The sequence below is a fragment of the Hylemonella sp. GW821-FHT10B10 genome (assembly GCF_059415585.1).
In genome coordinates, this window is sequence record NZ_JBWKNN010000001.1 from 1,665,394 (window position 1) to 1,688,828 (window position 23,435).

Sequence of the window (23,435 nt, forward strand, 5' to 3'; positions counted from 1 at the left end):
AGCCTTTCTGTCCTCCCCCTCATGTCACCGCTTCATCTTGCCGCTTACACCATGACCAGCGCCCTGGGCGCCGGACTCACGCCGACGATCGAGGCCATGCGCCAGCAGCGCAGTGGGGTAAGGCCCATGCGCTGGGAAACGGTCGACCTGGACACCTGCCTGGGCGAAGTGGCAGGGCTGGACGACTACAGGCTGCGCGAGGATCTCGCCGCTTTCGATTGCCGCAATAACCGCCTGGCACAGCTGGGCCTCGAGCAGGACGGCTTTGCGGCTGCGGTACGCGAGGCCATGCGCCGCCACGGCCCGGACCGCATCGGCGTCTTCCTGGGCACGAGTACCTCGGGCATTCTCAGTTCCGAACTGGCCTATCGCCAGCGCGATGCGACCGGCGCCTTCACGACACCGCTGGACTACCGGCACACCCACAACTGCCATTCCGTCGCCGATTTCGTGCGCAGCTATTTCGGCCTCACCGGGCCAGCCTTTGTCGTCTCGACCGCCTGCTCTTCCAGCGCCAAGGTCTTCGGCAATGCGCAGCGCATGCTGGACAACGGCCTGATCGATGCGGCTGTTGTGGGCGGGGTGGATTCGCTCTGCCTCACCACACTCTACGGCTTCAACTCCCTGCAACTGGTCTCGACCCGTCCCTGCCGCCCTTTTGACGCCGGACGCGATGGCATTTCCATCGGCGAGGCCGGCGCCTTCATCCTGGTCGAGCGCGCCGACCATCCAGCACCTGGAGCCATCGTCATGAGCGGGATCGGCGAATCCAGCGACGCGCACCACATGTCGTCCCCCCACCCCGAAGGTCTGGGTGCACGCACGGCCATGCAACAGGCCCTGTTCATGGCTGGCCTGCAAGCCGCACAGATCGACTACATCAACCTGCATGGCACCGCCACACCGAGCAACGACGCGGCCGAGGACAAGGCCGTGAGCTCCCTGTTCGGTACGGCCACCCCCTGCAGCTCCACCAAGGGCCACACGGGCCACACGCTCGGCGCAGCGGGTGGCATCGAGGCGATCATTTGCGCGCTGGCCCTGCAGCACGGCCTGGCCCCGGGCGGCTGCGGTACCACAGAGCTGGACCCGAAGCTGCAATCCCGCTACCTGCTGGGTAATCTGGAACTGCCCCTGCGCCATGTGCTGAGCAATTCCTTCGGCTTTGGCGGCAGCAACTGCAGCATGGTGCTGTCGAGGGTCGCCGCATGAGCCAGCTACGCGTTCACGTGCAAGGCATCGGGGTCTATGGTCCCGGCCTCGCAGGCTGGCAGCAGACTGCCGAGATTCTGGCCGGCCGCCAGTCCTACGCCATGACACCGATCAGCCTGCCACCCGCGGAGGCCCTGCCCCCGGCCGAGCGGCGGCGTGCCGGCGTGTCGATCAAGCTGGCCTTCGCCGTCGGCTTCGACGCGGTCAGGCAGGCCGGCGTCGACCCCGCTGCGCTGCCTTCGGTCTTCACCTCGAGCGGTGGGGACTGCGACAACTGTCACGCCATCCTGGAAACCCTCGCCTCGGCCGACCGTGCGGTCTCGCCCACGCGCTTTCACAACTCGGTCCACAACGCCCCCTCGGGCTACTGGAGCATCGCCACCGCCTGCCGCGCAAGCTCCACCAGCCTGAGCGCCTACAACGGATCCTTCGCGGCCGGCCTGCTGGAAGCCGCCACCCAGGTCCTGAGTTCCGGCGGGTCCTGCCTGCTGCTGGCCTACGACAGTCCCTACCCCGGGCCCTTGGGCGTCGTGCGCGGCATCCCCTACCCTTTTGGGGTGGCCATGGTGCTCAGCGCAAGTCCGACGGCCGGAAACCTGGCCACACTGGACCTGGCCCTGAGCCGCCAAGACCCGACCCGTATGGCCGATAGCGCGCTCGAAAAGATACGCAGCAGCGTGCCGGCCGCGCGCAGCCTGCCGCTGCTGCAGCGCCTGGCGCTGGGCAGCAACGAACGCATGACACTCGACTACCTGGATGGGATGTCACTGGATGTCGAAGTCCATGCCGCTGCCTGACCGCGCCTGGATCGCGGCCCGCATCCCACACCAGGGCAGCATGTGCCTGCTCGATGCAGTGCTGCATTGGGACGAAGGCAGCATCGTCTGCAGCGCCAGCAGCCACAGGCGTACTGACAACCCGCTGCGGGCGCAGGACATGCTGGGCATAGCCAACGGGATCGAGTACGCAGCCCAGGCCATGGCCGTGCATGGCGCCCTGCTCGCGGGCACCGAGACGGCGCCGGCCGCCGGTTTTCTGGCCAGCGTGCGCGACGTCAAGTGGCAGGCGCAACGCCTGGACGATCTGGCCTCACCCCTGCAGGTGCACGCCGAGCGACTGTCGGGTGACGGGACGACCATCCTTTACAGTTTCCATCTCCAGGCCGGCGACACCACCCTGCTGTCCGGTCGCGCCAGCGTCCTGCTCGATGCCGGCGCACCCTGAACCCAACGCACACGGACTCCGCATGAAACACGCACTCGTCACCGGCGGCAGCGGCGCCATCGGCGCGGCCATCTGCCGCCAACTCGCCAAGGACGGCCTGCACGTCATCGTCCACGCCAACAGCAACACCGCCGCTGCCGAACAGCTGTGCGCAGAGATCCAGACCACTGGCGGCTCCGCCAGCACTGTCACCTTCGATGTGGCCGACGAGGCCGCGACACGCGCAGCGCTGGAGCCGCTCTTGGCCCAACACGCGATCCAGGTGCTGGTGAACAACGCAGGCATGCACGACGACGCGGTCTTTCCCGGCATGAGCAGCGCACAGTGGCATCGCGTGATCGACGTCTCGCTCAACAGCTTCTTCCACGTCACGCAGCCGCTGACCATGCCCATGATCCGCACCCGCTGGGGTCGCATCATCAGCATTTCGTCCATTGCCGGCATCACCGGCAATCGCGGTCAGACCAATTACGCGGCCGCCAAGAGCGGCCTGCACGCGGCCAGCAAATCGCTGGCGCAGGAGCTGGCCAGTCGGGGCATCACGGTGAACGCCATCGCACCGGGCATCATTGCTTCGGACATGAGCAAGGACACCTTCGACGCCGAGTCGATCAATCGCCTCGTGCCCATGAAACGCGCAGGCCGGCCCGATGAGGTGGCTGCCCTGGTGAGCTTCCTGGCCTCGGAGCAGGCGGCCTACATCACTGGTCAGGTGATCTCGGTCAACGGCGGAATGATCTAGACGGGTACGGCTGCGGCCGCTGGACGCGCTGACGCGTCGACGGCAAATAGACGGCGGAACAGGGCCAGCGTAAGCAAGCCGCCCAAGCCCCCCAGCAGGACGCCCCCCGCCACGTCCAGCACCACATGCTGCTTGGTGGCCAGGGTCGAATACGCGATGGCCAGGCACCAGGCCCAGCTGACCATCAGCCAGGTGCGCCCCGCGGCCACGGCCCGCAGCTGATGGTCCAGCCAGATTGCCGAGAACACGGCAATCGCGACATGCAAGGAGGGACAGGCATTGCCCGCCGCATCGATACCTTCGAGCATGGCCAAGCCGCTGCCCGGCAGCCGCTCGAAAGCGGGCACGGCCGTGGGCCAGAAATAAAAGCAGGCCAGGCCGATCAGGCAGGTGCCGCCCACACTGAGGCCGTAGTACAGCAGTTGCCGCAGATTGGGCATCAGCGCGGGGGACACGCAGGTGTAGAACCAGAGCGATAGATAGGGCACCCAGGCCCATCCCTGCATGGGGATGGCCCGGTCCAGCCAGGTGATGGGCATGATGCTCACCTGCGCGTGCGGGTAACGCAGCAGGAAGAAATAGGCCTCGAAAAACAACCAGATGAAGAGCGCCGAACCGGGTGCCTTGAGCCACCAGATACGCCAGAACAGGCGGTTCAATTCGCGCACCGGGGACTGACGGGAAGGAGGCATGGTCAATAATTGCGGACTGACGAAATCGTAGCAGCTATTCATGACCATCCGACGTTCCCGCAACCCTCTCTGGCGACTCTATGAAGTGTGGGTCATGTTCTTCGGACTGGGTCTGCTGGCGCTGATCTGCCTGGGGTCTGTCCCGTTGTTCCTGCTGCTGTATTTCGTGCTGCCGCGGCGCTGGCACCGGCTGGTATCGCGCCGTATCGTGCGCCACGGCTTCCGGGCTTATCTTGGCGCCCTGCATTGGTTCGGCCAGATGCATTTCGATCTGACGGAACTGGATGGTCTGGATCAGGAGGGGCCGCTGATCCTCATTGCCAACCACCCCTCACTGCTCGATGCGGTCATGCTGCTGAGCTGTTCGAACAAGGCCACCTGCGTGCTCAAGGCCAGCCTGTTGCAGAACCCCTTGTACGGCGTAGGCGCGCGCATGGCCCGTTATGTGAGCAACGAGGATCCGCGCCGCATGATCGAAGACGGCAGCCGCGAACTGCAACACGGTGCCCATTTCATCCTGTTCCCGGAAGGCGGCCGCACCCGCGAGTTTCCTCTCAGTGAACTCTCGAGTGCCTGCATTCTGCTGTCCAAACAAAGCCAGGCCCCCATACAGACCGTCATCCTGGAGTTCTCCACGCCCTATCTGGGCAAGCACTGGGGGCTGTTCAACCCGCCGGTGCTGCCGCTGCGCGTACGGGCCCGGCTGGGCAGGCGCTTTGATCCGCCCAAGATCACCGCGCAGGCGCTGGACGAACTGGACAGCTATTTCCGCGGCGAACTGACGGTGAAGGACTGAGGCCGCAGCGAGAGCGGTCTTGCTCAGGCGTCGCGCTGGGCGAGGTTGGCCATGCCGTCGAGGAACGCCTGGCGTGGCGCGTTGATCACCAGAATCTCGATCTGTGCGGCCTCATCACCAGCCACGGTCAACAGGGCCGATACCGCTGCCGCAGTTTCCGACATGGGCCGCGTGTGCACATCCACCCGCACGGTCTCACGCGGCAAGACCGGACGCTTGAAGCTGCACTTGCGGATGCTGGCCAGCATGCCCACGTAATCGCCGGCCAGGCGCCGCGCCGCGGGGGAACCCGCCCGCATGCCGGCACCGGCGACCTGCGCCACCAGCTCCACCAGCATCACGCCCGGTACCAGGGGCAGGCCGGGAAAGTGGCCGCGCAGGATGGCACCATCGGGCGACCATTGCGCACTGGCCTGGTAGTGGTCATGGTCCAGCACCGTCAGGGCTTCAATCAGCTGCATGTCGCCGCGGTGCGGCAGGAGCCGGTACACGGCTTCGGCATCGAGCTCGATGGGGTAGCTGAGCGTATCGCTCATGCGTGGCGGCGCGCGATCAGCGACACGTTGCTGCCGCCAAAAGCAAAGGAATTCGACATGACGGCCTGCAGGTTCTGCCCATGGCGCGCCTGCCGCGGCACGTAGTCGAGCGTGCAACGCGGATCGGCCTGATCAAGAAAGGCTGTCGGCGGGATGCTGCCGCTTTGCATGGCCAGCAGGCTGATGGCGAATTCGGTCGCTCCCGCGGCCCCGATCAGGTGACCGTGCTGGGCTTTGGTGGAGCTCACCGGCAGGCGGTCGGCATGGTCGCCAAAGACCAGTCGTATCGTCTCGCTCTCCACCACATCACCGGCATCGGTGGCCGTGCCGTGGGCGTTCAGGTAATGGATGCCAGCGGGGGCCATGCCGGCTTCATCGAGGGCCATGCGGATGGCACGGTACTGGCCTTCGCTGGATGGCAAGGTCAGGTGCTTGGCATCGCTGCTGCTGCCATACCCGCAGATCTCGCCGTAGATTGTCGCCCCGCGGCGCAAGGCGGACTCCAGCGTCTCGAGCACCAGGGCGGCCGCGCCTTCGCCGAGGACAAAACCACTGCGGTCCTTGTCAAAGGGCCGGCAACTGGCAGCCGGGTTATCGGGATGGGGCTTGGCCATCACACGCAAGGCATTCCAGGCCATGAAGACACCAGGCACGTTCATGGCTTCTGCACCCACGACCACGATGGCGTCGGCGTAGCCGTGGCGGATGTTACGGTAGGCTTCGCCGACCGCCATGGCCGAGGAAGAACAGGCCACGCAGTAGGTGTGGGTCGGCCCGCGGAACTGGTGGGCCATCGAGATGGCGGCCGTGGCAGCGTTGGGCATGAGCCGCGGCACGGAGAGCGGGTGCATCACCGTCGGGTTGCGGCCAGCCTGCAGCTGCTCGCTCATGCGGGTGTAGAGGGCTTCACCGGTGGTGGCCCCGCCCAGGCCGATACCGGCAAACACACCTATGCGCTCGGGAGCCAGATCCCATTCGGCCGCACGGGCATCGGACAGGGCTTCTCGGCTGGCCAGCAGGGCGAATTGGGTGGCGCGGTCCAGGCCCTGCTCGTTGCGATCCAGCTGCTGCGCGTAAGCGGGATCGACATCGGCCGACAAGGCCTGCGGTAACCAGCGGGTGATCTCCGGAGCGGCGGGACGGACGGCACTCTCGGCGCGTATCAGACGCTCAAAGCTGGCCTGGCGCGTCAAGCCCAGAGGGCTCAGCAGGCCGATACCTGTGACGACTACGCGCTGCACGGTCGAAGCGGCGGCAGACATGGGCCGGGTTCAGCAGCGACGCCGGCCGCTCAGGCCTTGCCCTGCAGGGACGCCGGTTCCGGGATCTGGCCGTTGTTGGCCGCGCGGATGGTGACTTCCATATCGGCCACCATCTCGTCGAAACTCATGCTGCTGTAGCGCGCCGGGTCGTCCACCTGGAAGCCATAGAGGTCTTCCACCTCGAACAGCATTTCGACCACCCCCAGTGAATCCAGGCCCAGATCGGCCACCTTCAGATCGGGCTGGTCGAACACGGCCGGATCGACCTTGAATTGTTGAATGACGAAATCTTTGATGATCTGACGCAGCATAGTGGCTCTTTTTCCTCATGGGCTCCCGCGGTCTGGCAGGTGAACCCGTCCGCAGCGCGGTCCGGGAATCACAGCTGACGAGCATCCCAGGGAATTTGTTGTTGTATTCGGCGCCAGGCAGGAAACACCCTGTCCGGCTGCAGCCATGGCCCCGAAGAACGGGCCCATGATCCGGTCCAAATTGTACCCAAATTCCCCCAAAAATTGTGCGGAAAAGCTGGCTGCACCGGGCCGGACAGCTCAGCGCCGACCGCGCCCGCCCAGGCGTCGCATCAGCAACAGCGGGAGACGCAGGGCAAACCCCAGCATCAGGCGCGTGTGCATCCAGGTCAGCAAGGCGTTGTCGCGCAGGTAGTTGAAGTGCGATACACCGCCCTCCTCGGGTCGCAGGTATTTGACCGGCGCATCGATATTCACAGGCCAGACGCCCGCCCAGCACAGACGCACGGCGGCTTCGATGTCGAAATCGAAACGGCGCATCCAGTGCTGGCCGCGCATGATCTTGAGCAGCGGCGAAACCGGGTAGACGCGAAAACCGTAGAGCGAGTCGCCGATGCCCATCCAGAGGGTCTCCAGATTGGCCCAGGCATTGGACACTTTGCGGCCCTGCACGCGCAGCGCCGGGGCATCCGCATCGAACACCGGCTTGCCCAGCACCATGCGGGCAACATCGTCGCCCGCGGCCTGCATGAAAGCCGGGATCAGCTGCGCCGGATGCTGGCCGTCCGAATCCATGGTCAGCACATGCGTGTAACCCGCTGCCTCGGCCAGGGCCAGTCCGTGCATCACGGCGGCGCCCTTGCCCTGGTTCTGTGCCAGCACCATGACCTTCAGGTCCGGCTCCTGCGCGGCCATGGCCTGCAGTTGGGCGCCGGTGCCGTCCGTACTGCCGTCCACCACGACCCAGACGGGGGCCCATTGCCGGAGGGCTTCCCGCACGGTCTCCAGCACCTTGGGGCCGGCGTTGTAGGTGGGGATCAGGACGAAATGGGTGCGCGAAGGCGCTGCGCCGGGGGTGCGTGACATGGGCGTGGATTATGGCAAACGGCCACGGCAGGGCTGCGACATCCGCTTCAGCCGGCGGGCGTGAGACACCAGGGCGCCGCATTGTGCACCAGGCCCATCCACAGGGCCCAGGCCGAACTCAGCGCCAGGGCGAGGCCTGCCAGACGCACGCCCCAGTCGCCCTGCCCGGCACCACGCAGGCGCAGCCAGAGCCAGGGACCCAGCGTCATGGACACCGCCGTGCCCAGCGCAAACAGTGCCATCACCGTCGCCCCCTCGAGGGCCTGCCCGGTCATGGCGGCCACGAGCAGCGCGGAATACAGCAGGCCGCAGGGCAACAACGCCCACAGCATCCCCACCACGAGCGGCGCACCTCGGCCCCGCCCCGCGGCCAGCGACCGCGCGCCGCTCCACAGACGCCGCGCGGCGCTTTCCAGCCAGACAGGCTGCTGCGCTCGGACCAGCAACAGCAACCCCAGCATGAAGGCCGCGACGTGGAACAGGGTCCAGACCGGGCGCAGCGCGGACGACTGGATGGTGAGCCAGCCCAGGCCCTGGATCGAGGCGGCGGCCAGGCCGCCGAGCAGTGCGTAGCCGATCACACGGCCCAGCTGGAAGCTCCACAGGGCCTCGGCGCGACGCTCGCCGGCCGCCTGGGCCAGGCCGGCACAGGCGGCACCGCACATGGCGATGCAGTGGGGACCGCCGACCAGTCCCATGAACAGGGCCGTGAGGGCCAGGGAGGTTTGCATGCCCGCCAGTGTAGGGCGTCAAATGATCTTGGAGAAACGGGCGCGGTTGCGGTCGGCCTGCAGGTAGCGGTCGAAGACCATGGCCACGGCGCGCACGAAGTACCAGCCCATGGCCGTGACCTGGATGCCACTGTCGTCCAGCGTCACCAGGCCCTGCTCCGCCAGCGCGCGCAGCGCTTCGAGCTCGGGGGCAAAGTAGCTCCTGAAGTCGATCAGATAGGCCAGGTCGATGGATTCAAACACCAGCTCGCCCTGGCACATCAGGGCCATGATGACGGCGCGCCGCACCAGGTCATCGCGCGAGAGCGCCAGGCCGCGCACCACGGCAAAACGGCCGTGGTCGATGGCGTCGTAGTACTCCTCCAGTGTCTTGGCGTTCTGGCTGTAGGTGGCGCCAATGCGGCCGATGGACGAAACCCCCAGACCAATCAGGTCGCAATCGGGCTGGGTGCTGTAGCCCTGGAAGTTGCGGTGCAGGCGCCCCTGGCGCTTGGCCACAGCCAGCGCGTCGTTGGGCAGGGCGAAGTGGTCCATGCCCACATAGACGTAGCCGGCACCCTGGAAGCGCTCGAGCGCATTGGACAGCATGGCCAGCTTGGCGGCCGCACCGGGCAGTTCGGCACTGGCGATACGCCGCTGCGGCTTGAAGCGCTCGGGCAGGTGGGCGTAGGCATACAGGGCGATGCGGTCCGGGCGCAATTCGGTGACTTGCTGCAGGGTGCGCGCGAAGGACTCGGGGGTCTGCTGCGGCAGGCCATAGATCAGGTCCACGTTGATGGACTCGAAGCCGCGTTCGCGCGCCGCCTGCACCAGGGCGAAGACCTGCTCGGCCGGCTGCACGCGGTGCACGGCCTTCTGTACCGCCGGGTCGAAATCCTGCACCCCGAAGCTCAGGCGATTGAAGCCGAGTTCAGCCAGGGTGTCGAGCCGGCTCGCATCGATGGTGCGGGGATCCACCTCGATCGAATATTCGCCGCCAGGGGCGAGAGTGAAACTGCGCTTGAGCATGGCCATGAGCTGGCGCAATTCGGCGTCGCTCAGGAAGGTCGGGGTGCCGCCACCCAGATGGAGTTGGGTGACCATCTGGCCCACACCGAGCTGGGCCGTGTGCAGGTCCACCTCGCGCCCCAGATAGCGCAGGTATTCGGCCGCGCGGTCATGGTGCTTGGTGATGATCTTGTTGCAGGCGCAGTAATAACAGAGCGACTCGCAAAACGGCAGGTGCACGTAAAGCGAGAGCGGCAACACCAGGGCGGCCGCCCCGGAACGGCGCTGCTGGAGGGCGCGTACATAGTCATCGGGACCGTAGGCCTCGACAAAACGATCGGCCGTCGGATAGGAGGTGTAACGCGGCCCGGCGACGTCATGGCGACGCAGCAACTCGGCAGTGACGGGCTCGACGATTTCAGCATTCATGGCCCGACTTTGCCGGGAACGCCCGTTCCCTGTCTTGATATTCATCAAATGCTGCTAAGGTAGAGGGTGCAAGTTCGCCCCGGCACTGGAGTACCTCTATGACCGATGTCAAAATACAGAGCATGAATCCGCAAACGATCAAAGTCGCCTGCTCCAACTGCAATCTGCGCGAGCTGTGCATGCCCATGGGTCTCAATGCCGACGAAATCGACCGCCTGGACAACATGGTCGCCAACCGCCGCAAGATCAAGCGCGGCGAATCCCTGTTCCGCAATGGCGAAAAATTCACCTCGCTCTACGCCATCCGCACGGGCTTCTTCAAGACCTGCGTGGCCTCCGAGGACGGCCGCGACCAGGTGACCGGTTTCCAGATGGCCGGCGAGATCATCGGCCTGGACGGCATCGTCAGCGATCACCACAGTTGCGACGCGGTGGCCCTCGAAGATGCCGAGGTCTGCGTCATGCCCTTTGACCGCATCGAGGACCTCTCGCGCGAGATCAACGGCCTGCAACGCCATGTGCACAAGATCATGAGCCGTGAAATCGTGCGCGAGCACGGTGTCATGCTGTTGCTGGGCAGCATGCGCGCCGAGGAGCGCCTGGCGGCCTTCCTGCTGAACCTGGTACAGCGTCTGCACGCACGGGGTTTCTCGCAATCAGAGCTGATCCTGCGCATGACACGCGAGGAAATCGGCAGCTACCTCGGCCTCAAGCTGGAGACGGTCAGCCGGACCTTCTCGAAATTCGTGGAAGACGGCATGGTCGAGGTCAAGCAGCGCCATGTGCGCATCCTCGATACGGAAGCCCTGACCCGCCTGGTCAACCACCAGGGCGAATGCCACTGAGCCTGTGCGGCTGAAGCGGCGATGCCCGGGTCAGGCGCCGGGTTGCTCGCCCTGCGGCGGCTCGCGCCGGTTGAGTTCGGAAGACGACAAGGCCAACAGCGCCGTCAACGCGCTGGAGAGCATGGTGATCCCCCAGAAGATGAAAAATGCAAGGGTGTAGATGCCCTGGCGGGACAGTCCGACCGGCTGTCCGAACCAGTGCAGGTCCTGTGGATCCACCATGGCAAACACCAGCATTTCCAGCACGCCTGCCACCAGAAAAGCGGGCCAGGCGATCCACATGAGCTTGTGCAGTTTCATCGTGCCCTCCTCTGGTCAGCGTTTTCAGCGTTTGTCTTGCGCCGGGACCACGGGCGGCGCGCCCGTAGCGGCATGGTTGCGCGCCTGCACGGCCGGGGCCAGACTGGCCGCATCAGCCTCCAGTGCCTTGTTGATCTCGATGCCCTTGCGGTAGTAGTCCTCGCTGACCACGGGATCGGGCATGCGCACCGCGATGTAGAGGGTGACGAAACCGGCCACCACCACCAGTGCCGGACCGGCCAGGACCAGCCAGACGTGGCCGAATTTCCACCAGGGTGCAGGTGACATCTTGTCGCCTTGGTCGCTCATGTGATGTGCTCCTTAACGGGGGACCAGGAACACCGACTTCTCGCTCAGCTGCGCGTCGCGTGCGGTGATCTCGAAATGGATGGGGTGGGTGCCGGCAGCCGCCGCCTCGTAAGGCAGCTGCAGGCGCACGGCAACCCAGCGCGACTGCGTCGACTCGACGCTCACCTGCTCCTCCGAAGCGACGGTCAGGCCCGGCAGGCCGCTGACCGTGATGCGGTACGTCTGCTCGGACTCGGTAGCGTTCATGATCTGCAGGCGGTAGACGTTCTCGATCATGCCGCCAGCCACGATGCGCGCCAGCACACCACGGTCGCGCACCACGTCCACCTTGAAAGGCGTGCGCAAGGCCAGGCTCACCAGCATGGCCACGCACACCGCCCCTAGGATGGCGCTGTAGACCAGCACGCGCGGACGGAACACGTGTCGCCAGGTCTGGACCTGGCTCCAGCCCTTCTGCAACGCATTCTGTGTCGTGTAGCGAATGAGGCCGCGCGGGTAGTTCATCTTGTCCATGACATCGTCGCAGACGTCGATGCAGGCAGCGCAGCTGATGCACTCATACTGCAGGCCCTTGCGGATGTCGATACCCGTGGGACAGACCTGCACGCACAGGGTGCAGTCTATGCAGGACCCCAGGCCCAGGGCCGCGGGGTCGGCCTTGCGCGAGCGGGCGCCGCGCGGCTCGCCGCGCCGCTCGTCGTAGCTCACGATCAGCGTGTCGCGGTCAAACATGGCGCTCTGGAAGCGCGCATAGGGACACATGTACTTGCAGACCTGCTCGCGCAGGAACCCGGCATTTCCGTAGGTGGCAAAGCCGTAGAAAATAACCCAGAAGACCTCCCAGGAGCTCATGCGCAACTGCAGCACCTCCAGGCCCAGCTCATGGATGGGCGTGAAGTAGCCGACGAAGGTGTAACCCGTCCAAAGCGAGAGCAGGATCCACGCCCCGTGCTTGCCGCCCTTGCGCAGCAGCCTGTTCAGGCTCCAGGGCCCCTGGTCCAGGCGCATGCGCGCCGAACGGTCGCCTTCGATGCGACGCTCGATCCAGAGGAAGATTTCGGTGTAGACCGTCTGCGGACAGGCATAACCGCACCACTGGCGCCCCGCCACCGCCGTGAACAGAAACAGCAGCAGCGCCGAGATGACCAGCAGGCCTGTCAGGTAGATGAAGTCCTGCGGGTACAGGACCAGGCCGAAGATGTAGAAACGCCGCGCCCCCAGATCAAAGAGCACGGCCTGGCGCTGGCCCCATTCGAGCCAGGGCAGGCCGTAGAAGACGATCTGGGTCAACCAGACAAAGACCCAGCGCCAGCGGGCGAACAGACCCGTTACGCTGCGAGGATAGATCTTCTTCTGGGCCTCGTAGAGCGAGACCATCACGGCATCGTCGGCGACGGCAGCCGGCACCGCTGTGATGGGGATGACCTTGCGGTCCGCTGGTTCGGTATCGCTCAAATCGACTCCAATCCCTCAGCGGGCAGCCACCTTGGTCCCGCTGGAACGGCTCCAGACATAGGCCGTGAGCACATGGATCTGGGCCTCACTAAGCTTGCCCTCCTGCGCCGGCATCTGGTTCATCTTGCCGTTGTTGATCATGGCAATGATGGCGTTCTCGCCGTAACCGTGCAGCCAGATGTCGTCGGTCAGGTTGGGAGCGCCCAGGGCCGGGTTGCCCTTGCCGTCCATGCCGTGGCAGGCGGCGCAGGCACCGAACTTGGCCTTGCCCAGTGAAGCGCGCAGCGAGTCGTTGGGGCTGCCCGAGAGACTCAGCACGTAGTGCGCCACGTTCTTCACATCGTCCGGCGTGCCGACGGCGGCGGCCATGGGCGGCATGTTGCCGATGCGGCCCTTCGTGATCGTCTCCTTGATCTGCTCCGGCGCACCGCCGTGCAGCCAGTCAGCGTCACTCAGGTTGGGGAAACCCTTGCTGCCGCGCGCATCGGAGCCGTGGCACTGTGCGCAGTTGTTCATGAAAACGCGCTCGCCGATGGCCATGGCCTGCGGATCGCGCGCCACGTCCGGCACGCTCATGGCCGTGAAGCGGGCGTACAGCGGGGCCACCTCTTTATCGCCCTTGGCCATCTCGGCCTGGTACTGGCCCAGTTGGCTCCAGCCCAGCTTGCCCGGGCTGCTGCCCAAGCCCGGGTACATGAAGAGGTAGACCAGGCTGAAGACCACGGTGATGACGAAGAGCCAGACCCACCAGCGCGGCAGGGGGTTGTTCATCTCGCGCAGGTCGCCGTCCCAGACGTGGCCGGTGGTGTTGTCGTTGGCGGTCATGGCCTTGGCCTTGCCGCTGACCCACAGCAGCACCAGACAGGCAATGATGCCGACAATGGTGATCGCCGTGACGAAGACCGACCAGAAGTTGCTTGTGAAATCGCTCATGATTCTTCCTTAGACGGCGCGTTAATCCTGCTCGAAGGGCAGCTTGGCGGCCTGCTCGAAATCGGCCGCATTGCGACCGGACCAGGCCCACAGCACGATGCCGATGAAGCAGACCAGGGCAGCGACGGTGACGACGGAACGCAGGGTGTTGACGTCCATGATGTGTTGCTCCTGTGCTTACTTGAGGGCGGTACCCAGAACCTGCAGGTAGGCGATCAGGGCGTCCATTTCCGACTTGCCCTTGACTTCCTCGCCTGCTTTGGCGATCTGCTCATCGGTGTAGGGGACCCCCACCACGCGCAGCGCCTTCATGTGGGTAGGCAGCGCAGCCGCATCCACTGTGTCCTTGAGCAGCCAGGGATAGGCCGGCATGTTGGACTCGGGCACCAGGTCACGTGGGTTGTTCAGGTGCAGGCGATGCCACTCGTCGCTGTATTTCCCGCCCACGCGGGCCAGGTCCGGCCCGGTGCGCTTGCTGCCCCACTGGAAGGGGTGGTCGTAGACCGACTCGCCGGCCACGGAGTAGTGGCCGTAGCGCAGCGTCTCGGCTCGGAAGGGGCGGATCATCTGCGAGTGGCAGTTGTAGCAACCCTCGCGGACATAGACGTCGCGCCCGGCCAGCTGCAGCGCGGTGTAGGGCTGGATGCCCTTGAGCGGCTCGGTAGTGGACTTCTGGAAGAACAGCGGAACGATCTCGACCAGTCCGCCGACCAGCAGCACCAGCAGGATGAGCACGATCATCAGGAAGTTGTTGGTCTCGATCTTCTCATGGGAAAGACCGCTGGATGTGTTGTTGTTTGCCATGGTGTTTTCCTTCTCAGGCGTGGGCGGCAGCTGCGGGAATCGCGACTTCGGACGCGCGACCGGCAGTGGCTGTCTTGATCACGTTCCACAGCATGACCAGCATGCCCAGCAGATAGAGCGCACCGCCGAGCAGGCGCAGAACATAGAACGGGAAGGTGGCCTTGACCGACTCGACGAAGGTGTAGGTCAGGGTGCCGTCGGGGTTGATGGCGCGCCACATCAGGCCCTGCATCACGCCGGCAATCCACATGGCGGCGATGTAGATCACGATGCCGATGGTGGCGGTCCAGAAGTGCACCTCCACGGCCTTCATGCTGTACATCTGCTTCTGGCCGAACAGGCGCGGGATCAGGTAGTACATGGAACCCATGGTGACCAGGCCCACCCAGCCCAGCGCGCCGGAGTGCACGTGGCCCACGGTCCAGTCGGTGTAGTGGCTGAGCGCGTTGACGGTCTTGATCGACATCATCGGGCCCTCGAAGGTGCTCATGCCGTAGAAGGACAGGGACACGATCAGGAAGCGCAAGATGGGGTCGTCACGCAGCTTGTGCCATGCACCGCTGAGCGTCATGATGCCGTTGATCATGCCGCCCCAGCTCGGCGCCAGCAGGATGAGGGAGAACACCATGCCCACCGACTGAGTCCAGTCCGGCAGCGCGGTGTAGTGCAGGTGGTGCGGGCCGGCCCACATATAGGTGAAGATCAGCGCCCAGAAGTGCACGATGGAGAGGCGATAGCTGTAGACCGGGCGCTCGGCCTGCTTGGGGATGAAGTAATACATCATCCCCAGAAAGCCGGCCGTGAGAAAGAAGCCCACGGCGTTGTGGCCGTACCACCACTGCACCATGGCGTCCTGCACGCCGGCATAGGCCGAGTAGGACTTCATGAAACCCGCGGGAATGGCCGCGCTGTTGACCAGGTGCAGCAGGGCCACAGCGAGGATGAAAGCGCCGAAGAACCAGTTGGCGACGTAGATATGGCGCACTTTGCGCGTGCCCACGGTGCCGAAAAACACGATGGCGAAGGCCACCCAGACCAGAGTGATCAGGATGTCGATGGGCCATTCGAGCTCGGCATATTCCTTGCCCTGGGTGTAGCCCAGCGGCAGCGAGATGGCCGCCAGCAGGATGACCAGCTGCCAGCCCCAGAAGGTGAAGGCCGCCAGCTTTTCGCCGAACAGACGCACCTGGCAGGTCCGCTGTACCACGTAGTAGGCCGCAGCAAACAGGCCGCAACCGCCAAACGCGAAGATCACCGCGTTGGTGTGCAGAGGCCGCAGGCGGCCATAACTGAGCCATGGAATGCCGAAGTTGAGTTCAGGCCAGGTTAGCTGGGCGGCGATGATGACGCCGACCAGCATGCCGACCACGCCCCAAACCACCGTCATGATGGCGAACTGTCTGACCACGCTGTCGTTGTAGACGGTCGCTTGTTGGTTTGAAAATGCCATGTGCACCTCTCTTCTTGATTAACCTTACGAAGTTTGCGCTTTTAAGCTCGCGGCCGGTTTGACGAATATCAAACGCCTCAGGAATCCCTCAGGATCCTCTCCCCTTCGGCCTCGATGTCCTCGAACTGACCACGCTCGATGGCCCACCACAGGCCGCCGAGTATGCAAAAGACCAGCACCACCGAGAGCGGGATCAGCAGATACAGGATGTCCATCAGCTTGTTTCCTTGTGATTGCCATTGCGCGCAAGGCGCAGCGCGTTGAGCACCACCAGCAGCGAACTGGCCGCCATGCCCAGGCCGGCCAGCCAGGCCGGCAACCAGCCGGCCACCGCGAGCGGCACGCAGGCTGCGTTGTAGGCCACTGCCCAGGCCAGGTTCTGGCGCACGATGCGCAGGGTGCGACGCGCCAGCAGGAGCGCGTTGCCCACGCTGGCCAGCTGCTGGCCCAGCACCACGAAATCGGCCTGGGCCTGCGCCAGCGGCACCGCCTGACCAAAGGCGAAGGAAACATGGGCACCGGCCAGAGCGGGGCCGTCGTTCAGGCCGTCCCCCACCACTGCAACCTTGCGGCCCTGCCGCTGCGCAGCCTGGAGAAAAGCCAGCTTGTCCTGCGGCGTGCAACCGCCACGTGCATCGGAGATACCCAGCTGCGCTGCCACGCGCGCCACCGTGGGTGCGGCATCGCCAGACAACAGGGTGACGCCGAGCCCCTGGGCCTGCAGCGCGGCCACGGTGGAGCGGGCATCGGGGCGCAGATCCTCGTCCAGTTCGAAGGTCGCCAGCCAGCCGCCGGCATCGCTGAGCACGGCATGCGGGCTGTCGGGCACGTTCACGGTCGCGCCGCTATGGGCCCGCGAGCCCAGGCGCAAGGTCATCGCGCCGCCCTGCGGCGGCTGCACCGAGCCCGTCAGACCCTGGCCCGGAATTTCCTGTACCTCGTGCGCCCGCCAGGCCGCAATCCCCTCGCCCTGCCCGGCGGACAGCAAGGCCCGCGATACGGGATGCAAGGATTGCTGCGCCAGTGCCATGGCCATGGCCAGCACCTGTGCGCGGTCCACCCCCTCACGACTCGACACGGACTGCAAGACCAGGGCATCTCGGGTCAGCGTGCCGGTCTTGTCGAACAACACCGTGTCCACCCCGGCCAGCGCCTCCAGCGCGCCCAGGCGGCGCACCAGCACGCCCTGGCGTGCCAGGGCGCCAGCCGCAGCCAGCATGGCTGCCGGCGTGGCCAGCGAGAGCGCACAGGGACAGGTCACCACCAGCACTGCGACGGCGACCATCAGCGCATGACCAGGCCCCTGCGGCCACCACCAGGCCGCAGCACCCGCAGCGGCGAGCAGCACAGCGATGAGAAAGGGCCGGGCCAGGCGATCGGCCAGTTGGGCCAGTTGCGGGCGACTGGTGGCAGCCTGCTCCATCAGCGCCACGATCTGGGCAAAACGCGTGTCGGCACCGGTGCGCTCCACACGCACCTGCACGACCGCGCTGAGGTTGTGGCTGCCGGCGATCACGGTCGCGCCGACACCGCGAGACAGCGGGCGCGACTCACCGGTCAGCAAGGCTTCGTCAGCCAGGGTCTCGCCCTCGAGCACCACACCATCGGCAGGGAACGCCTCGCCCGGCAACACTCGCAGCAGGTCGCCAGGCCGCAGGCGCCGCACGGCCACGCGCTCGAACCCGCCGTCGGCGCGCTGTCGCAGCACGCTGTCGGGCAGCCGGTTCATGAGCGCATCGAGCGCGCCGGCGGTGCGCTCGCGCAGGCGCTGCTCCAGCCAGCGACCGGTCAGCAGGAAGAAGACGAACATGGTCAGCGAGTCGAAATAGACTTCGCGCCCGAAGATGCCCTGGGGCTCGAAGGTACCGACGGTGCTGACCGCGAAGGTGATGCCCATGCCCAAGGCCACGGGCAGGTCCATGCTGACACGTCGCTGCAGCACGTCACGCAGGGCGGCGGAAAAGAAGGGGCCGCAGGAAAACAGCAGGACCGGCAGCGTCAGCACCCAGGACGCCCAGCGCAGCAACTGCTCCATCTCGGCCGTCAGATCACCCGGCTCGGCCACATAGGCCGGCCACGCGTACATCATGACCTGCATCATGCAGAAGCCCGCCACCGCCCAGCGCCACAGGGCCTTGCGTGTTTCCTGGCGCCGGCGTTCGCTGGCGAAGGCATCGTTGGCCGGCACCGCACGGTAGCCGGCGCGACGCACGGCCTCCATCCAGCCCGAGGGCAACACCCGATCGGATGACCAGAGCACCCGCGCACGCCGGCTGCCGGCGCTGACGCTGGCCTCGCTGACCCCGGGCACGCGGCGCAGCGCGTCCTCCACAGTCAGTGCACAGGCCGCGCAATGCATGCCTTCGATCACGAGATGGGATTCCCAGGCGCCGGGCCGCTGCGCCAGAGGACGGCTGAAGGCGGACCAGGCGTCCGGGTCATCGAGCAGCTGGTTGCCCTCGGCCGGATCAGCAGGTTTGCTCCTGAGCGGCAAATCGGGCACAGGCATAAGATGGCCCGGCACCGGCATGTGCTGCACAGACACGGCAGAACTGGCTGATTGCATGGGCACCAAGCGTACCGGGCAGAACCCGCCTCCAACTTGATATGGATCAAGACCATAGCAGAACGGCGGGCGTAGTCTAGAGTTGTTTCAAACCACCAAGGAGAACCCTATGTACCAGCGTATCCTCGTCGCCACCGATGGCAGCACCCTGTCCAAGAAGGCCGTGAGCAGCGCCATCGCCATGGCCAAGCTCACCGGGGCCGAACTGGTCGCCCTCAAAGTGGTGCCCCGCTACCCGCAAAGTTATTTCGAAGGCGGCCTGGCGCTGCCCCTGAGCGACATCAACAAGATCGAAAAGCAGTGGGCGGCACACGGCCAGGCCATCGTGGACGCCGTCGCCAAGTCCTCCTCCGCCAAGGGACTCACGGTCAAGGCCGTGATCGCCAAGTCCGACCTGATCAGCGACGCCATCATCGCCACCGCCAAGAAGCACAAGTGCGACCTCATCGTTATGGCTTCGCACGGACGCAAGGGCATCAAGCGCCTGCTGCTAGGCAGCGAAACCCAGCAGGTGCTGACGCACTCGCATATCCCGGTGCTGGTGCTGCGCTGAGCTGGGCGCAAACTGTTAAATTCCCGTGGAACAACTCCACGGGAACTCATGAGCACACGACACCGGCACCTTGCCTTGTGCGCCCTGCTGCCGCTGGCAGCGCTGGCCCAGCCGGTCTCCCTGAGATCGACCGACAGCAGCGAACTTGGCGTTGAAATCATGAGCCAGCGCTACGAGGCCGGCAGCGGCGGCACGGCCTACAGCCACGAGGGCAACAAGGTTGGTCTCGTCGGGCGCTTTACCCAGGCATTGCCTCAGCAGTGGTTCTGGGGCGCCGATGCGCGCCAGTCACACGGCAACATCAATTACAGCAGTGCCAGCCGTGGCGACAAAGGTGGAAATGCCGAAGTACTCACCGAGGTTCGCATCACCGGTGGCAAAGATTACCCACTCGGCGCCCAGTTGCTGGCCCCCTACTTCGGGCTGGGCTATCGCGAACTCTTCACGGACCTGCGCGGTCTGACCAGCACCGGCGATGCAGGCTACCGACGTCGCAACCAGTACGTCTACCTGCCGCTGGGTCTGACACATCGCCTGCAGTTGCATTCTGCCGCCCGGCTCTCCACCAGTCTGGAATACGATCTTCTGCTGGATGGTCGGCAGAGTTTCCAGCTCTCCGACTCCGATGCCACGTCCAATGACCCGGTAACGAGCCAGCGCAGCGGCCACGGCATGCGCCTGCACATCGCCTACGAAACCTATTACTGGTCTCTGGGATTCTTCGTGCACCACTGGCAGATCGGTGCTTCTGACCAGACCCGCCAGGCCCTGGCCGGCGTGCCTGCGGCCTTGGTCGAGGAGCCGGCCAACAGCACACGCGAAATCGGTGTGCAGTTCCGGCTGCGCTTCAACTGAAGAGCTGCTTGTACTGGTCCCGCAGCAGGTTCTTCTGCACCTTGCCCATGGTGTTGCGCGGCAGATCGTCGACGACGTAACAACGCTTGGGGATCTTGAAATTGGCCAGTTTGGACTTGAGTACGGCAACGATCTGCTCGCCATCGAGCGCGGCTCCGGGTTTGCGCACCACCACGGCGACACCCACTTCGCCGAAATCAGGGTGCGGCACGCCCACCAGCGCGCTTTCGGCCACGCCGGACAGCTCGTTGATGTAGCCCTCGATCTCGGCCGGATAGACGTTGTAGCCGCCGCTGATGATCAGGTCCTTGCTGCGACCGACGATGCTCACGTAACCACGTTCGTCGACCTTGCCCACGTCGCCGGTCTTGAAGTAACCGTCGGCAGTAAATTCTTCTTTCGTTTTCTCGGGCATGCGCCAGTAGCCCTTGAACACGTTCGGCCCCTTGACCTGTATGCCGCCGATCTCGCCCACCGGCAGGGACTGGCCCGATTCGTCGCAGACGCGCAGGCTCACACCCGGCAGGGGAAAACCGACCGTACCGCCGCGGCGTTTGCCCTTGGTGGGGTCATAGGGATTGGACGTCAGCATGATGGTCTCGCTCATGCCGTAGCGCTCCAGGATGGTGTGACCGGTGCGCTCCTGCCAGGCCTGGAAGGTCTCGATCAGCAGCGGCGCAGAGCCGGCGACGAAGAGGCGCATATTGCGCACCGCTTCGCGCGTGAGGCCCGGCTCAGCCAGCAGACGCACGTACAGCGTAGGCACGCCCATGAAAACGGTCGCCTCGGGCAGTTTCTCGATCACGCGCTTCGGATCGAACTTCGACATCCAGATCATCTTGCTGCCGTTGAGCAGCGCGCCGTGCAGGGCCACGAAGAGGCCGTGCACATGGAAGATGGGCAGGGCATGGATCAGAACGTCACCCGGTTTCCAGCCCCAGTAGTCCTTGAGCACCTGCGCATTGCTCAGCAGGTTGCCGTGCGTGAGCATGGCCCCCTTGCTGCGCCCGGTGGTGCCACTGGTATAGAGGATGGCGGCCAGATCATCGGCCTCGCGCGCCACCGGCACGTGCTGGTCCGAGCAGTGCACCGCGCGCTGCAGCAACGAGCCTGTGCGGTCATCGTCCAGGGTGTACACGTGCCGGGTACCGGCCTTGAAGGCCAGCTTGCTGACCCAGCCGAAGTTCTTGCTGCTGCAGACCACCACAGCCGGCTCGGCATTACCGATGAAGTACTCGATCTCGGCGCTCTGGTAGGCCGTATTGAGCGGCAGGAAGACATGACCGGCGCGCAGCGTGGCCAGGTAGAGCATGACGGCTTCGACCGATTTCTCCACCTGCACCGCGATGCGCGAACCCGGCGGCAAATCGAGTGAATCGAGCAGGTTGGCCAGCATGGCCGTGGCGCGCTCGAGGTCGCGCCAGGAATAGTTCAGGCCGTTGTCGGTCGCGATCGCCACGGCATCGAGCTGGGCGGGAAAGGCCGCGCGCAGCGCGGCAAATAGATTGGCTTGGGGTCTGGACATGGTGCTCGTCACTCGGTTCAGGAAGTCGGAATGGAAAAATCGGCCGGCCGTTTGGCCAGAAAGGCGGCGATGCCTTCGCGGTGCTCGGCGTTGTCGGCGTAGGCATAGGCCCCGGCCAGCAAGCCACCCAGGGCATCTGGTGCACCGGCCTGCAAAGCGCGCAGGGTCTGCTTGTTCAGGCGTGCAGCTTGTGGCGCGAGCGCACAGATGCGCCGCGTGGTGGCGGTGACTTCATCGGCCAGTTGTCGCTCGGGCACAACGCGCTGCAGGAAACCGCGCAGCTGCATCTGCGCAGCCGACAGAACGGCAGCCTCCAACAGCATCTCGCGGGCCGTCAAGGCCCCGGCTTCGCGCAGCACCAGCGCGGCTTCACGCGGCGCCATGGGAAAACCAAGCCTGGCAATGGGCGCACCAAAGCGCGACGACTCAGTGGCAATACGGATATCGCAACAGCAGGCGATCTCCACGCCCGCTCCCATGCAGTTGCCTTCGATCTGCGCCACCACCGGCAGGTCGCAATCGAGCACGGCCTGCAAGCCGCCCCAGACATCGTTTTCGTGAAAATCGCGCAGGCTGGACTCGCTGAAACGAAAGCTCTCGTATTCGGAAATGTCGCCACCCGCGCAGAAATGCCCACCCTCCCCGCGCAGCATCACGCAACGCAGGGCAGCATCAGCCTGCAGGCCGATGAACGCCTGCCGCAGTTCGCGCCACATTCCACGGGACATGGCGTTGAACTTGCCGGGATGGCTCAGGGTGACAATGGCCAGGGCGCCTTGCCGCAGCAGCTGGACATGGCCGCTCATGATCGGACTTGCTGCATCAGGCGCATGAGGACGGAGCCCGGGCGCACCTTCAATCGAGCTTGGCGCCCGAGAGCTTGACCACCTGTGTCCAGCGCTTGACTTCAGCACTGACGAACTGGCCGAACTGCTGCGGCGTACGGTCGCTGAATTCTGCGCCCTGGTTGGACCAGGCGGTCTTGGCCTCGGGCGTCGCGCCAGCCTTGCGGATCTCGTCCACAATCTTCGCCTGCACGTCGGCCGGAGTGCCCTTGGGCGCCCAGATGCCGTACCAGGTCTGCACCGTGTAATCGGGCAGGCCCAGCTCGCCGGCACAAGGCAGGTCCGGGAAAGCCGGGTTACGTTTGGCGCCCGCCACCATCAGGGCCTTGATGCGGCCACCCTTGATATGGGAGGCAGAGGAACCCAGGCCGTCGAACATCATGTCCACATTGCCAGCGATCAGGTCCTGCAGGGCCGGGCCGGCGCCACGGTAGGGAATGTGCGTGATGAAGGTCTGGGTCTGCTGCTTGAACAGTTCGCCCGCCAGATGGTGCGAGGTGCCGCTGCCGGCCGAGCCATAGTTCAGGCGACCCGGGTTCTTGCGCACCATGTCGAGGAAGGACTTGAAATCGCTCTCGGCGATCTTCCTGGGATTGACCACCAGCACCTGCGGCACCGTGGCCACCAGCGCCAGCGGCGCGAAATCCTTCTCGATGTCGTAATCCAGCTTGGGATACATCGAAGGGGCGATGGTGTGGTGCACCGCGCCCATGAACAGGGTGTAGCCATCAGGTTGCGCCTTGGCCGCGATGCTCGCGCCCAGCGTGCCACCGGCGCCGCCACGGTTGTCGATGATGAGCTGCTTGCCGGTCAACCGGGAAAAGGAAGCCGACAGCGGACGGGCGAACGCATCAGTCCCGCCACCCGCCGGAAACGGCACGATCATGGTGACGGGCTTGGTCGGCCAGGCCGACTGCGCCTGTCCCGCCAGGGGGCCGGCCGCCAGGCCCGCGGCAGCCAGGCGCAGGACATCACGACGGGTGCCGTGGAACTGGAATACTTTTGTCATGCTTGTCTCCTATTGTTGGATGAATCAACGACCGTGCC

The 23,435-nt window shown here is 65.2% G+C and carries 27 protein-coding genes; 8 read left to right on the forward strand and 19 right to left on the reverse strand.

All coding sequences use genetic code 11. From position 1 onward, the window contains the following. Window positions 1-21: 21 nt before the first annotated feature. The 4 genes from AC07NT_RS08095 to fabG are packed head-to-tail and all read left to right on the forward strand — an operon-like array spanning window position 22 to window position 3,178. A complete protein-coding gene (locus AC07NT_RS08095) occupies window positions 22-1,212 on the forward strand; it encodes a beta-ketoacyl-[acyl-carrier-protein] synthase family protein (protein WP_498596982.1) in 1,191 nt (396 codons plus the stop codon). After that, entirely contained in the window at window positions 1,209-2,009 is an 801-nt protein-coding gene (locus AC07NT_RS08100; protein WP_498596980.1) for a beta-ketoacyl synthase chain length factor, read from the forward strand. Before AC07NT_RS08095 ends, AC07NT_RS08100 begins: the two co-directional genes overlap by 4 nt. Beyond that, window positions 1,996-2,436 carry a hotdog family protein gene (locus AC07NT_RS08105; RefSeq protein ID WP_498596978.1) on the forward strand — a complete coding sequence of 147 codons (441 nt, stop codon included), beginning with the start codon at window positions 1,996-1,998 and terminating at the stop codon, window positions 2,434-2,436. Before AC07NT_RS08100 ends, AC07NT_RS08105 begins: the two co-directional genes overlap by 14 nt. A 22-nt stretch (window positions 2,437-2,458) precedes the next feature. Next, a complete protein-coding gene (fabG, locus tag AC07NT_RS08110) occupies window positions 2,459-3,178 on the forward strand; it encodes a 3-oxoacyl-ACP reductase FabG (protein ID WP_498596976.1) in 720 nt (239 codons plus the stop codon). Here fabG and AC07NT_RS08115 read toward each other — a convergent pair. Next, window positions 3,175-3,870, reverse strand: a complete 696-nt coding sequence (locus tag AC07NT_RS08115; RefSeq protein WP_498596974.1) for a phosphatase PAP2 family protein — start codon at window positions 3,868-3,870, stop codon at window positions 3,175-3,177. The two genes, fabG and AC07NT_RS08115, sit on opposite strands and share 4 nt — an antisense overlap. 40 nt (window positions 3,871-3,910) lie before the next feature. Here AC07NT_RS08115 and AC07NT_RS08120 point away from each other — a divergent pair, with 40 nt between their 5' ends. Continuing rightward, window positions 3,911-4,666, forward strand: coding sequence for a lysophospholipid acyltransferase family protein (locus tag AC07NT_RS08120; RefSeq protein ID WP_498596972.1), 756 nt, complete (start codon window positions 3,911-3,913; stop codon window positions 4,664-4,666). Between the two features lie 23 nt (window positions 4,667-4,689). Here the strand turns inward: AC07NT_RS08120 and AC07NT_RS08125 are convergent, their stop codons facing one another. From AC07NT_RS08125 to hemN, 6 genes are all read right to left on the reverse strand, one after another. Then, window positions 4,690-5,202 carry a 3-hydroxyacyl-ACP dehydratase FabZ family protein gene (locus tag AC07NT_RS08125; RefSeq protein WP_498596970.1) on the reverse strand — a complete coding sequence of 171 codons (513 nt, stop codon included), beginning with the start codon at window positions 5,200-5,202 and terminating at the stop codon, window positions 4,690-4,692. Continuing rightward, window positions 5,199-6,464: a beta-ketoacyl-[acyl-carrier-protein] synthase family protein gene (locus AC07NT_RS08130; protein WP_498596969.1), complete on the reverse strand. Its 1,266-nt coding sequence runs from the start codon at window positions 6,462-6,464 to the stop codon at window positions 5,199-5,201. Before AC07NT_RS08130 ends, AC07NT_RS08125 begins: the two co-directional genes overlap by 4 nt. Before the next feature lie 29 nt (window positions 6,465-6,493). Then, window positions 6,494-6,775 carry an acyl carrier protein gene (locus AC07NT_RS08135; RefSeq protein WP_498596967.1) on the reverse strand — a complete coding sequence of 94 codons (282 nt, stop codon included), beginning with the start codon at window positions 6,773-6,775 and terminating at the stop codon, window positions 6,494-6,496. 240 nt (window positions 6,776-7,015) lie between these two features. Next, the gene (locus tag AC07NT_RS08140) at window positions 7,016-7,801 is read right to left on the reverse strand and encodes a glycosyltransferase family 2 protein (protein ID WP_498596966.1); all 786 of its coding nucleotides are present in this window, start codon (window positions 7,799-7,801) and stop codon (window positions 7,016-7,018) included. A gap of 47 nt (window positions 7,802-7,848) precedes the next feature. Beyond that, the gene (locus AC07NT_RS08145) at window positions 7,849-8,532 is read right to left on the reverse strand and encodes a sulfite exporter TauE/SafE family protein (RefSeq protein ID WP_498596964.1); all 684 of its coding nucleotides are present in this window, start codon (window positions 8,530-8,532) and stop codon (window positions 7,849-7,851) included. 18 nt (window positions 8,533-8,550) lie between these two features. Further along, on the reverse strand, window positions 8,551-9,948 hold the full coding sequence (gene hemN / locus AC07NT_RS08150; RefSeq protein ID WP_498596962.1) for an oxygen-independent coproporphyrinogen III oxidase: 1,398 nt from the start codon (window positions 9,946-9,948) through the stop codon (window positions 8,551-8,553). 122 nt (window positions 9,949-10,070) lie between these two features. Here hemN and fnr point away from each other — a divergent pair, with 122 nt between their 5' ends. Further along, on the forward strand, window positions 10,071-10,793 hold the full coding sequence (gene fnr, locus AC07NT_RS08155; RefSeq protein WP_498596960.1) for a fumarate/nitrate reduction transcriptional regulator Fnr: 723 nt from the start codon (window positions 10,071-10,073) through the stop codon (window positions 10,791-10,793). A gap of 30 nt (window positions 10,794-10,823) precedes the next feature. Here the strand turns inward: fnr and AC07NT_RS08160 are convergent, their stop codons facing one another. The 9 genes from AC07NT_RS08160 to AC07NT_RS08200 form a co-directional block, all read right to left on the reverse strand. After that, on the reverse strand, window positions 10,824-11,093 hold the full coding sequence (locus tag AC07NT_RS08160) for a hypothetical protein (RefSeq protein WP_498596958.1): 270 nt from the start codon (window positions 11,091-11,093) through the stop codon (window positions 10,824-10,826). Window positions 11,094-11,117: 24 nt separating this feature from the next. After that, window positions 11,118-11,402, reverse strand: coding sequence for a FixH family protein (locus AC07NT_RS08165; protein WP_498596956.1), 285 nt, complete (start codon window positions 11,400-11,402; stop codon window positions 11,118-11,120). A 12-nt stretch (window positions 11,403-11,414) separates the two neighbouring features. Beyond that, window positions 11,415-12,857, reverse strand: a complete 1,443-nt coding sequence (ccoG, locus tag AC07NT_RS08170; protein ID WP_498596954.1) for a cytochrome c oxidase accessory protein CcoG — start codon at window positions 12,855-12,857, stop codon at window positions 11,415-11,417. A gap of 15 nt (window positions 12,858-12,872) precedes the next feature. Then, complete coding sequence (gene ccoP / locus AC07NT_RS08175) at window positions 12,873-13,790, reverse strand: cytochrome-c oxidase, cbb3-type subunit III (RefSeq protein ID WP_498596952.1); 918 nt, start codon at window positions 13,788-13,790, stop codon at window positions 12,873-12,875. A 21-nt stretch (window positions 13,791-13,811) separates the two neighbouring features. Beyond that, a complete protein-coding gene (locus AC07NT_RS08180; RefSeq protein ID WP_498596950.1) occupies window positions 13,812-13,949 on the reverse strand; it encodes a cbb3-type cytochrome oxidase subunit 3 in 138 nt (45 codons plus the stop codon). An 18-nt stretch (window positions 13,950-13,967) separates the two neighbouring features. Continuing rightward, entirely contained in the window at window positions 13,968-14,594 is a 627-nt protein-coding gene (gene ccoO / locus AC07NT_RS08185; protein ID WP_498596949.1) for a cytochrome-c oxidase, cbb3-type subunit II, read from the reverse strand. Between the two features lie 13 nt (window positions 14,595-14,607). Further along, window positions 14,608-16,044 carry a cytochrome-c oxidase, cbb3-type subunit I gene (ccoN, locus tag AC07NT_RS08190; protein WP_498596948.1) on the reverse strand — a complete coding sequence of 479 codons (1,437 nt, stop codon included), beginning with the start codon at window positions 16,042-16,044 and terminating at the stop codon, window positions 14,608-14,610. Between the two features lie 77 nt (window positions 16,045-16,121). After that, window positions 16,122-16,259: a cbb3-type cytochrome oxidase assembly protein CcoS gene (ccoS, locus tag AC07NT_RS08195; protein ID WP_498596947.1), complete on the reverse strand. Its 138-nt coding sequence runs from the start codon at window positions 16,257-16,259 to the stop codon at window positions 16,122-16,124. Beyond that, window positions 16,259-18,553, reverse strand: a complete 2,295-nt coding sequence (locus tag AC07NT_RS08200) for a heavy metal translocating P-type ATPase (protein WP_498596946.1) — start codon at window positions 18,551-18,553, stop codon at window positions 16,259-16,261. Before AC07NT_RS08200 ends, ccoS begins: the two co-directional genes overlap by 1 nt. Before the next feature lie 166 nt (window positions 18,554-18,719). Between AC07NT_RS08200 and AC07NT_RS08205 the strand changes: the two genes are divergently transcribed. Together AC07NT_RS08205 and AC07NT_RS08210 are read left to right on the forward strand one after the other, a co-directional pair. Next, window positions 18,720-19,163, forward strand: coding sequence for a universal stress protein (locus tag AC07NT_RS08205; RefSeq protein WP_498596945.1), 444 nt, complete (start codon window positions 18,720-18,722; stop codon window positions 19,161-19,163). Window positions 19,164-19,211: 48 nt separating this feature from the next. Continuing rightward, entirely contained in the window at window positions 19,212-20,018 is an 807-nt protein-coding gene (locus tag AC07NT_RS08210) for a hypothetical protein (protein WP_498596944.1), read from the forward strand. Here the strand turns inward: AC07NT_RS08210 and AC07NT_RS08215 are convergent. The 3 genes from AC07NT_RS08215 to AC07NT_RS08225 are packed head-to-tail and all read right to left on the reverse strand — an operon-like array spanning window position 20,011 to window position 23,397. Continuing rightward, entirely contained in the window at window positions 20,011-21,543 is a 1,533-nt protein-coding gene (locus tag AC07NT_RS08215) for a malonate--CoA ligase (RefSeq protein WP_498596943.1), read from the reverse strand. The two genes, AC07NT_RS08210 and AC07NT_RS08215, sit on opposite strands and share 8 nt — an antisense overlap. A gap of 17 nt (window positions 21,544-21,560) precedes the next feature. Then, complete coding sequence (locus tag AC07NT_RS08220; protein WP_498596942.1) at window positions 21,561-22,349, reverse strand: enoyl-CoA hydratase/isomerase family protein; 789 nt, start codon at window positions 22,347-22,349, stop codon at window positions 21,561-21,563. Window positions 22,350-22,398: 49 nt separating this feature from the next. Further along, window positions 22,399-23,397, reverse strand: a complete 999-nt coding sequence (locus tag AC07NT_RS08225) for a Bug family tripartite tricarboxylate transporter substrate binding protein (protein WP_498596941.1) — start codon at window positions 23,395-23,397, stop codon at window positions 22,399-22,401. Window positions 23,398-23,435 lie beyond the last annotated feature (38 nt).

What these genes read in the sequence shown, in the direction of transcription:
- AC07NT_RS08210 (WP_498596944.1), top strand. Translation starts at nt 19,212, where the DNA reads ATGAGCACACGACACCGGCACCTTGCCTTGTGCGCCCTGCTGCCGCTG.
- ccoN (WP_498596948.1), bottom strand. Translation starts at nt 16,044, where the DNA reads ATGGCATTTTCAAACCAACAAGCGACCGTCTACAACGACAGCGTGGTC.
- AC07NT_RS08130 (WP_498596969.1), bottom strand. Translation starts at nt 6,464, where the DNA reads ATGTCTGCCGCCGCTTCGACCGTGCAGCGCGTAGTCGTCACAGGTATC.
- AC07NT_RS08135 (WP_498596967.1), bottom strand. Translation starts at nt 6,775, where the DNA reads ATGCTGCGTCAGATCATCAAAGATTTCGTCATTCAACAATTCAAGGTC.
- AC07NT_RS08105 (WP_498596978.1), top strand. Translation starts at nt 1,996, where the DNA reads ATGCCGCTGCCTGACCGCGCCTGGATCGCGGCCCGCATCCCACACCAG.
- AC07NT_RS08125 (WP_498596970.1), bottom strand. Translation starts at nt 5,202, where the DNA reads ATGAGCGATACGCTCAGCTACCCCATCGAGCTCGATGCCGAAGCCGTG.
- AC07NT_RS08205 (WP_498596945.1), top strand. Translation starts at nt 18,720, where the DNA reads ATGTACCAGCGTATCCTCGTCGCCACCGATGGCAGCACCCTGTCCAAG.
- AC07NT_RS08160 (WP_498596958.1), bottom strand. Translation starts at nt 11,093, where the DNA reads ATGAAACTGCACAAGCTCATGTGGATCGCCTGGCCCGCTTTTCTGGTG.
- AC07NT_RS08140 (WP_498596966.1), bottom strand. Translation starts at nt 7,801, where the DNA reads ATGTCACGCACCCCCGGCGCAGCGCCTTCGCGCACCCATTTCGTCCTG.
- ccoO (WP_498596949.1), bottom strand. Translation starts at nt 14,594, where the DNA reads ATGGCAAACAACAACACATCCAGCGGTCTTTCCCATGAGAAGATCGAG.
- AC07NT_RS08225 (WP_498596941.1), bottom strand. Translation starts at nt 23,397, where the DNA reads ATGACAAAAGTATTCCAGTTCCACGGCACCCGTCGTGATGTCCTGCGC.
- AC07NT_RS08165 (WP_498596956.1), bottom strand. Translation starts at nt 11,402, where the DNA reads ATGAGCGACCAAGGCGACAAGATGTCACCTGCACCCTGGTGGAAATTC.
- AC07NT_RS08145 (WP_498596964.1), bottom strand. Translation starts at nt 8,532, where the DNA reads ATGCAAACCTCCCTGGCCCTCACGGCCCTGTTCATGGGACTGGTCGGC.
- AC07NT_RS08115 (WP_498596974.1), bottom strand. Translation starts at nt 3,870, where the DNA reads ATGCCTCCTTCCCGTCAGTCCCCGGTGCGCGAATTGAACCGCCTGTTC.
- AC07NT_RS08220 (WP_498596942.1), bottom strand. Translation starts at nt 22,349, where the DNA reads ATGAGCGGCCATGTCCAGCTGCTGCGGCAAGGCGCCCTGGCCATTGTC.
- ccoP (WP_498596952.1), bottom strand. Translation starts at nt 13,790, where the DNA reads ATGAGCGATTTCACAAGCAACTTCTGGTCGGTCTTCGTCACGGCGATC.
- ccoS (WP_498596947.1), bottom strand. Translation starts at nt 16,259, where the DNA reads ATGGACATCCTGTATCTGCTGATCCCGCTCTCGGTGGTGCTGGTCTTT.
- AC07NT_RS08120 (WP_498596972.1), top strand. Translation starts at nt 3,911, where the DNA reads ATGACCATCCGACGTTCCCGCAACCCTCTCTGGCGACTCTATGAAGTG.
- fabG (WP_498596976.1), top strand. Translation starts at nt 2,459, where the DNA reads ATGAAACACGCACTCGTCACCGGCGGCAGCGGCGCCATCGGCGCGGCC.
- AC07NT_RS08215 (WP_498596943.1), bottom strand. Translation starts at nt 21,543, where the DNA reads ATGTCCAGACCCCAAGCCAATCTATTTGCCGCGCTGCGCGCGGCCTTT.
- hemN (WP_498596962.1), bottom strand. Translation starts at nt 9,948, where the DNA reads ATGAATGCTGAAATCGTCGAGCCCGTCACTGCCGAGTTGCTGCGTCGC.
- AC07NT_RS08200 (WP_498596946.1), bottom strand. Translation starts at nt 18,553, where the DNA reads ATGCCTGTGCCCGATTTGCCGCTCAGGAGCAAACCTGCTGATCCGGCC.
- AC07NT_RS08100 (WP_498596980.1), top strand. Translation starts at nt 1,209, where the DNA reads ATGAGCCAGCTACGCGTTCACGTGCAAGGCATCGGGGTCTATGGTCCC.
- fnr (WP_498596960.1), top strand. Translation starts at nt 10,071, where the DNA reads ATGAATCCGCAAACGATCAAAGTCGCCTGCTCCAACTGCAATCTGCGC.
- AC07NT_RS08095 (WP_498596982.1), top strand. Translation starts at nt 22, where the DNA reads ATGTCACCGCTTCATCTTGCCGCTTACACCATGACCAGCGCCCTGGGC.
- AC07NT_RS08180 (WP_498596950.1), bottom strand. Translation starts at nt 13,949, where the DNA reads ATGGACGTCAACACCCTGCGTTCCGTCGTCACCGTCGCTGCCCTGGTC.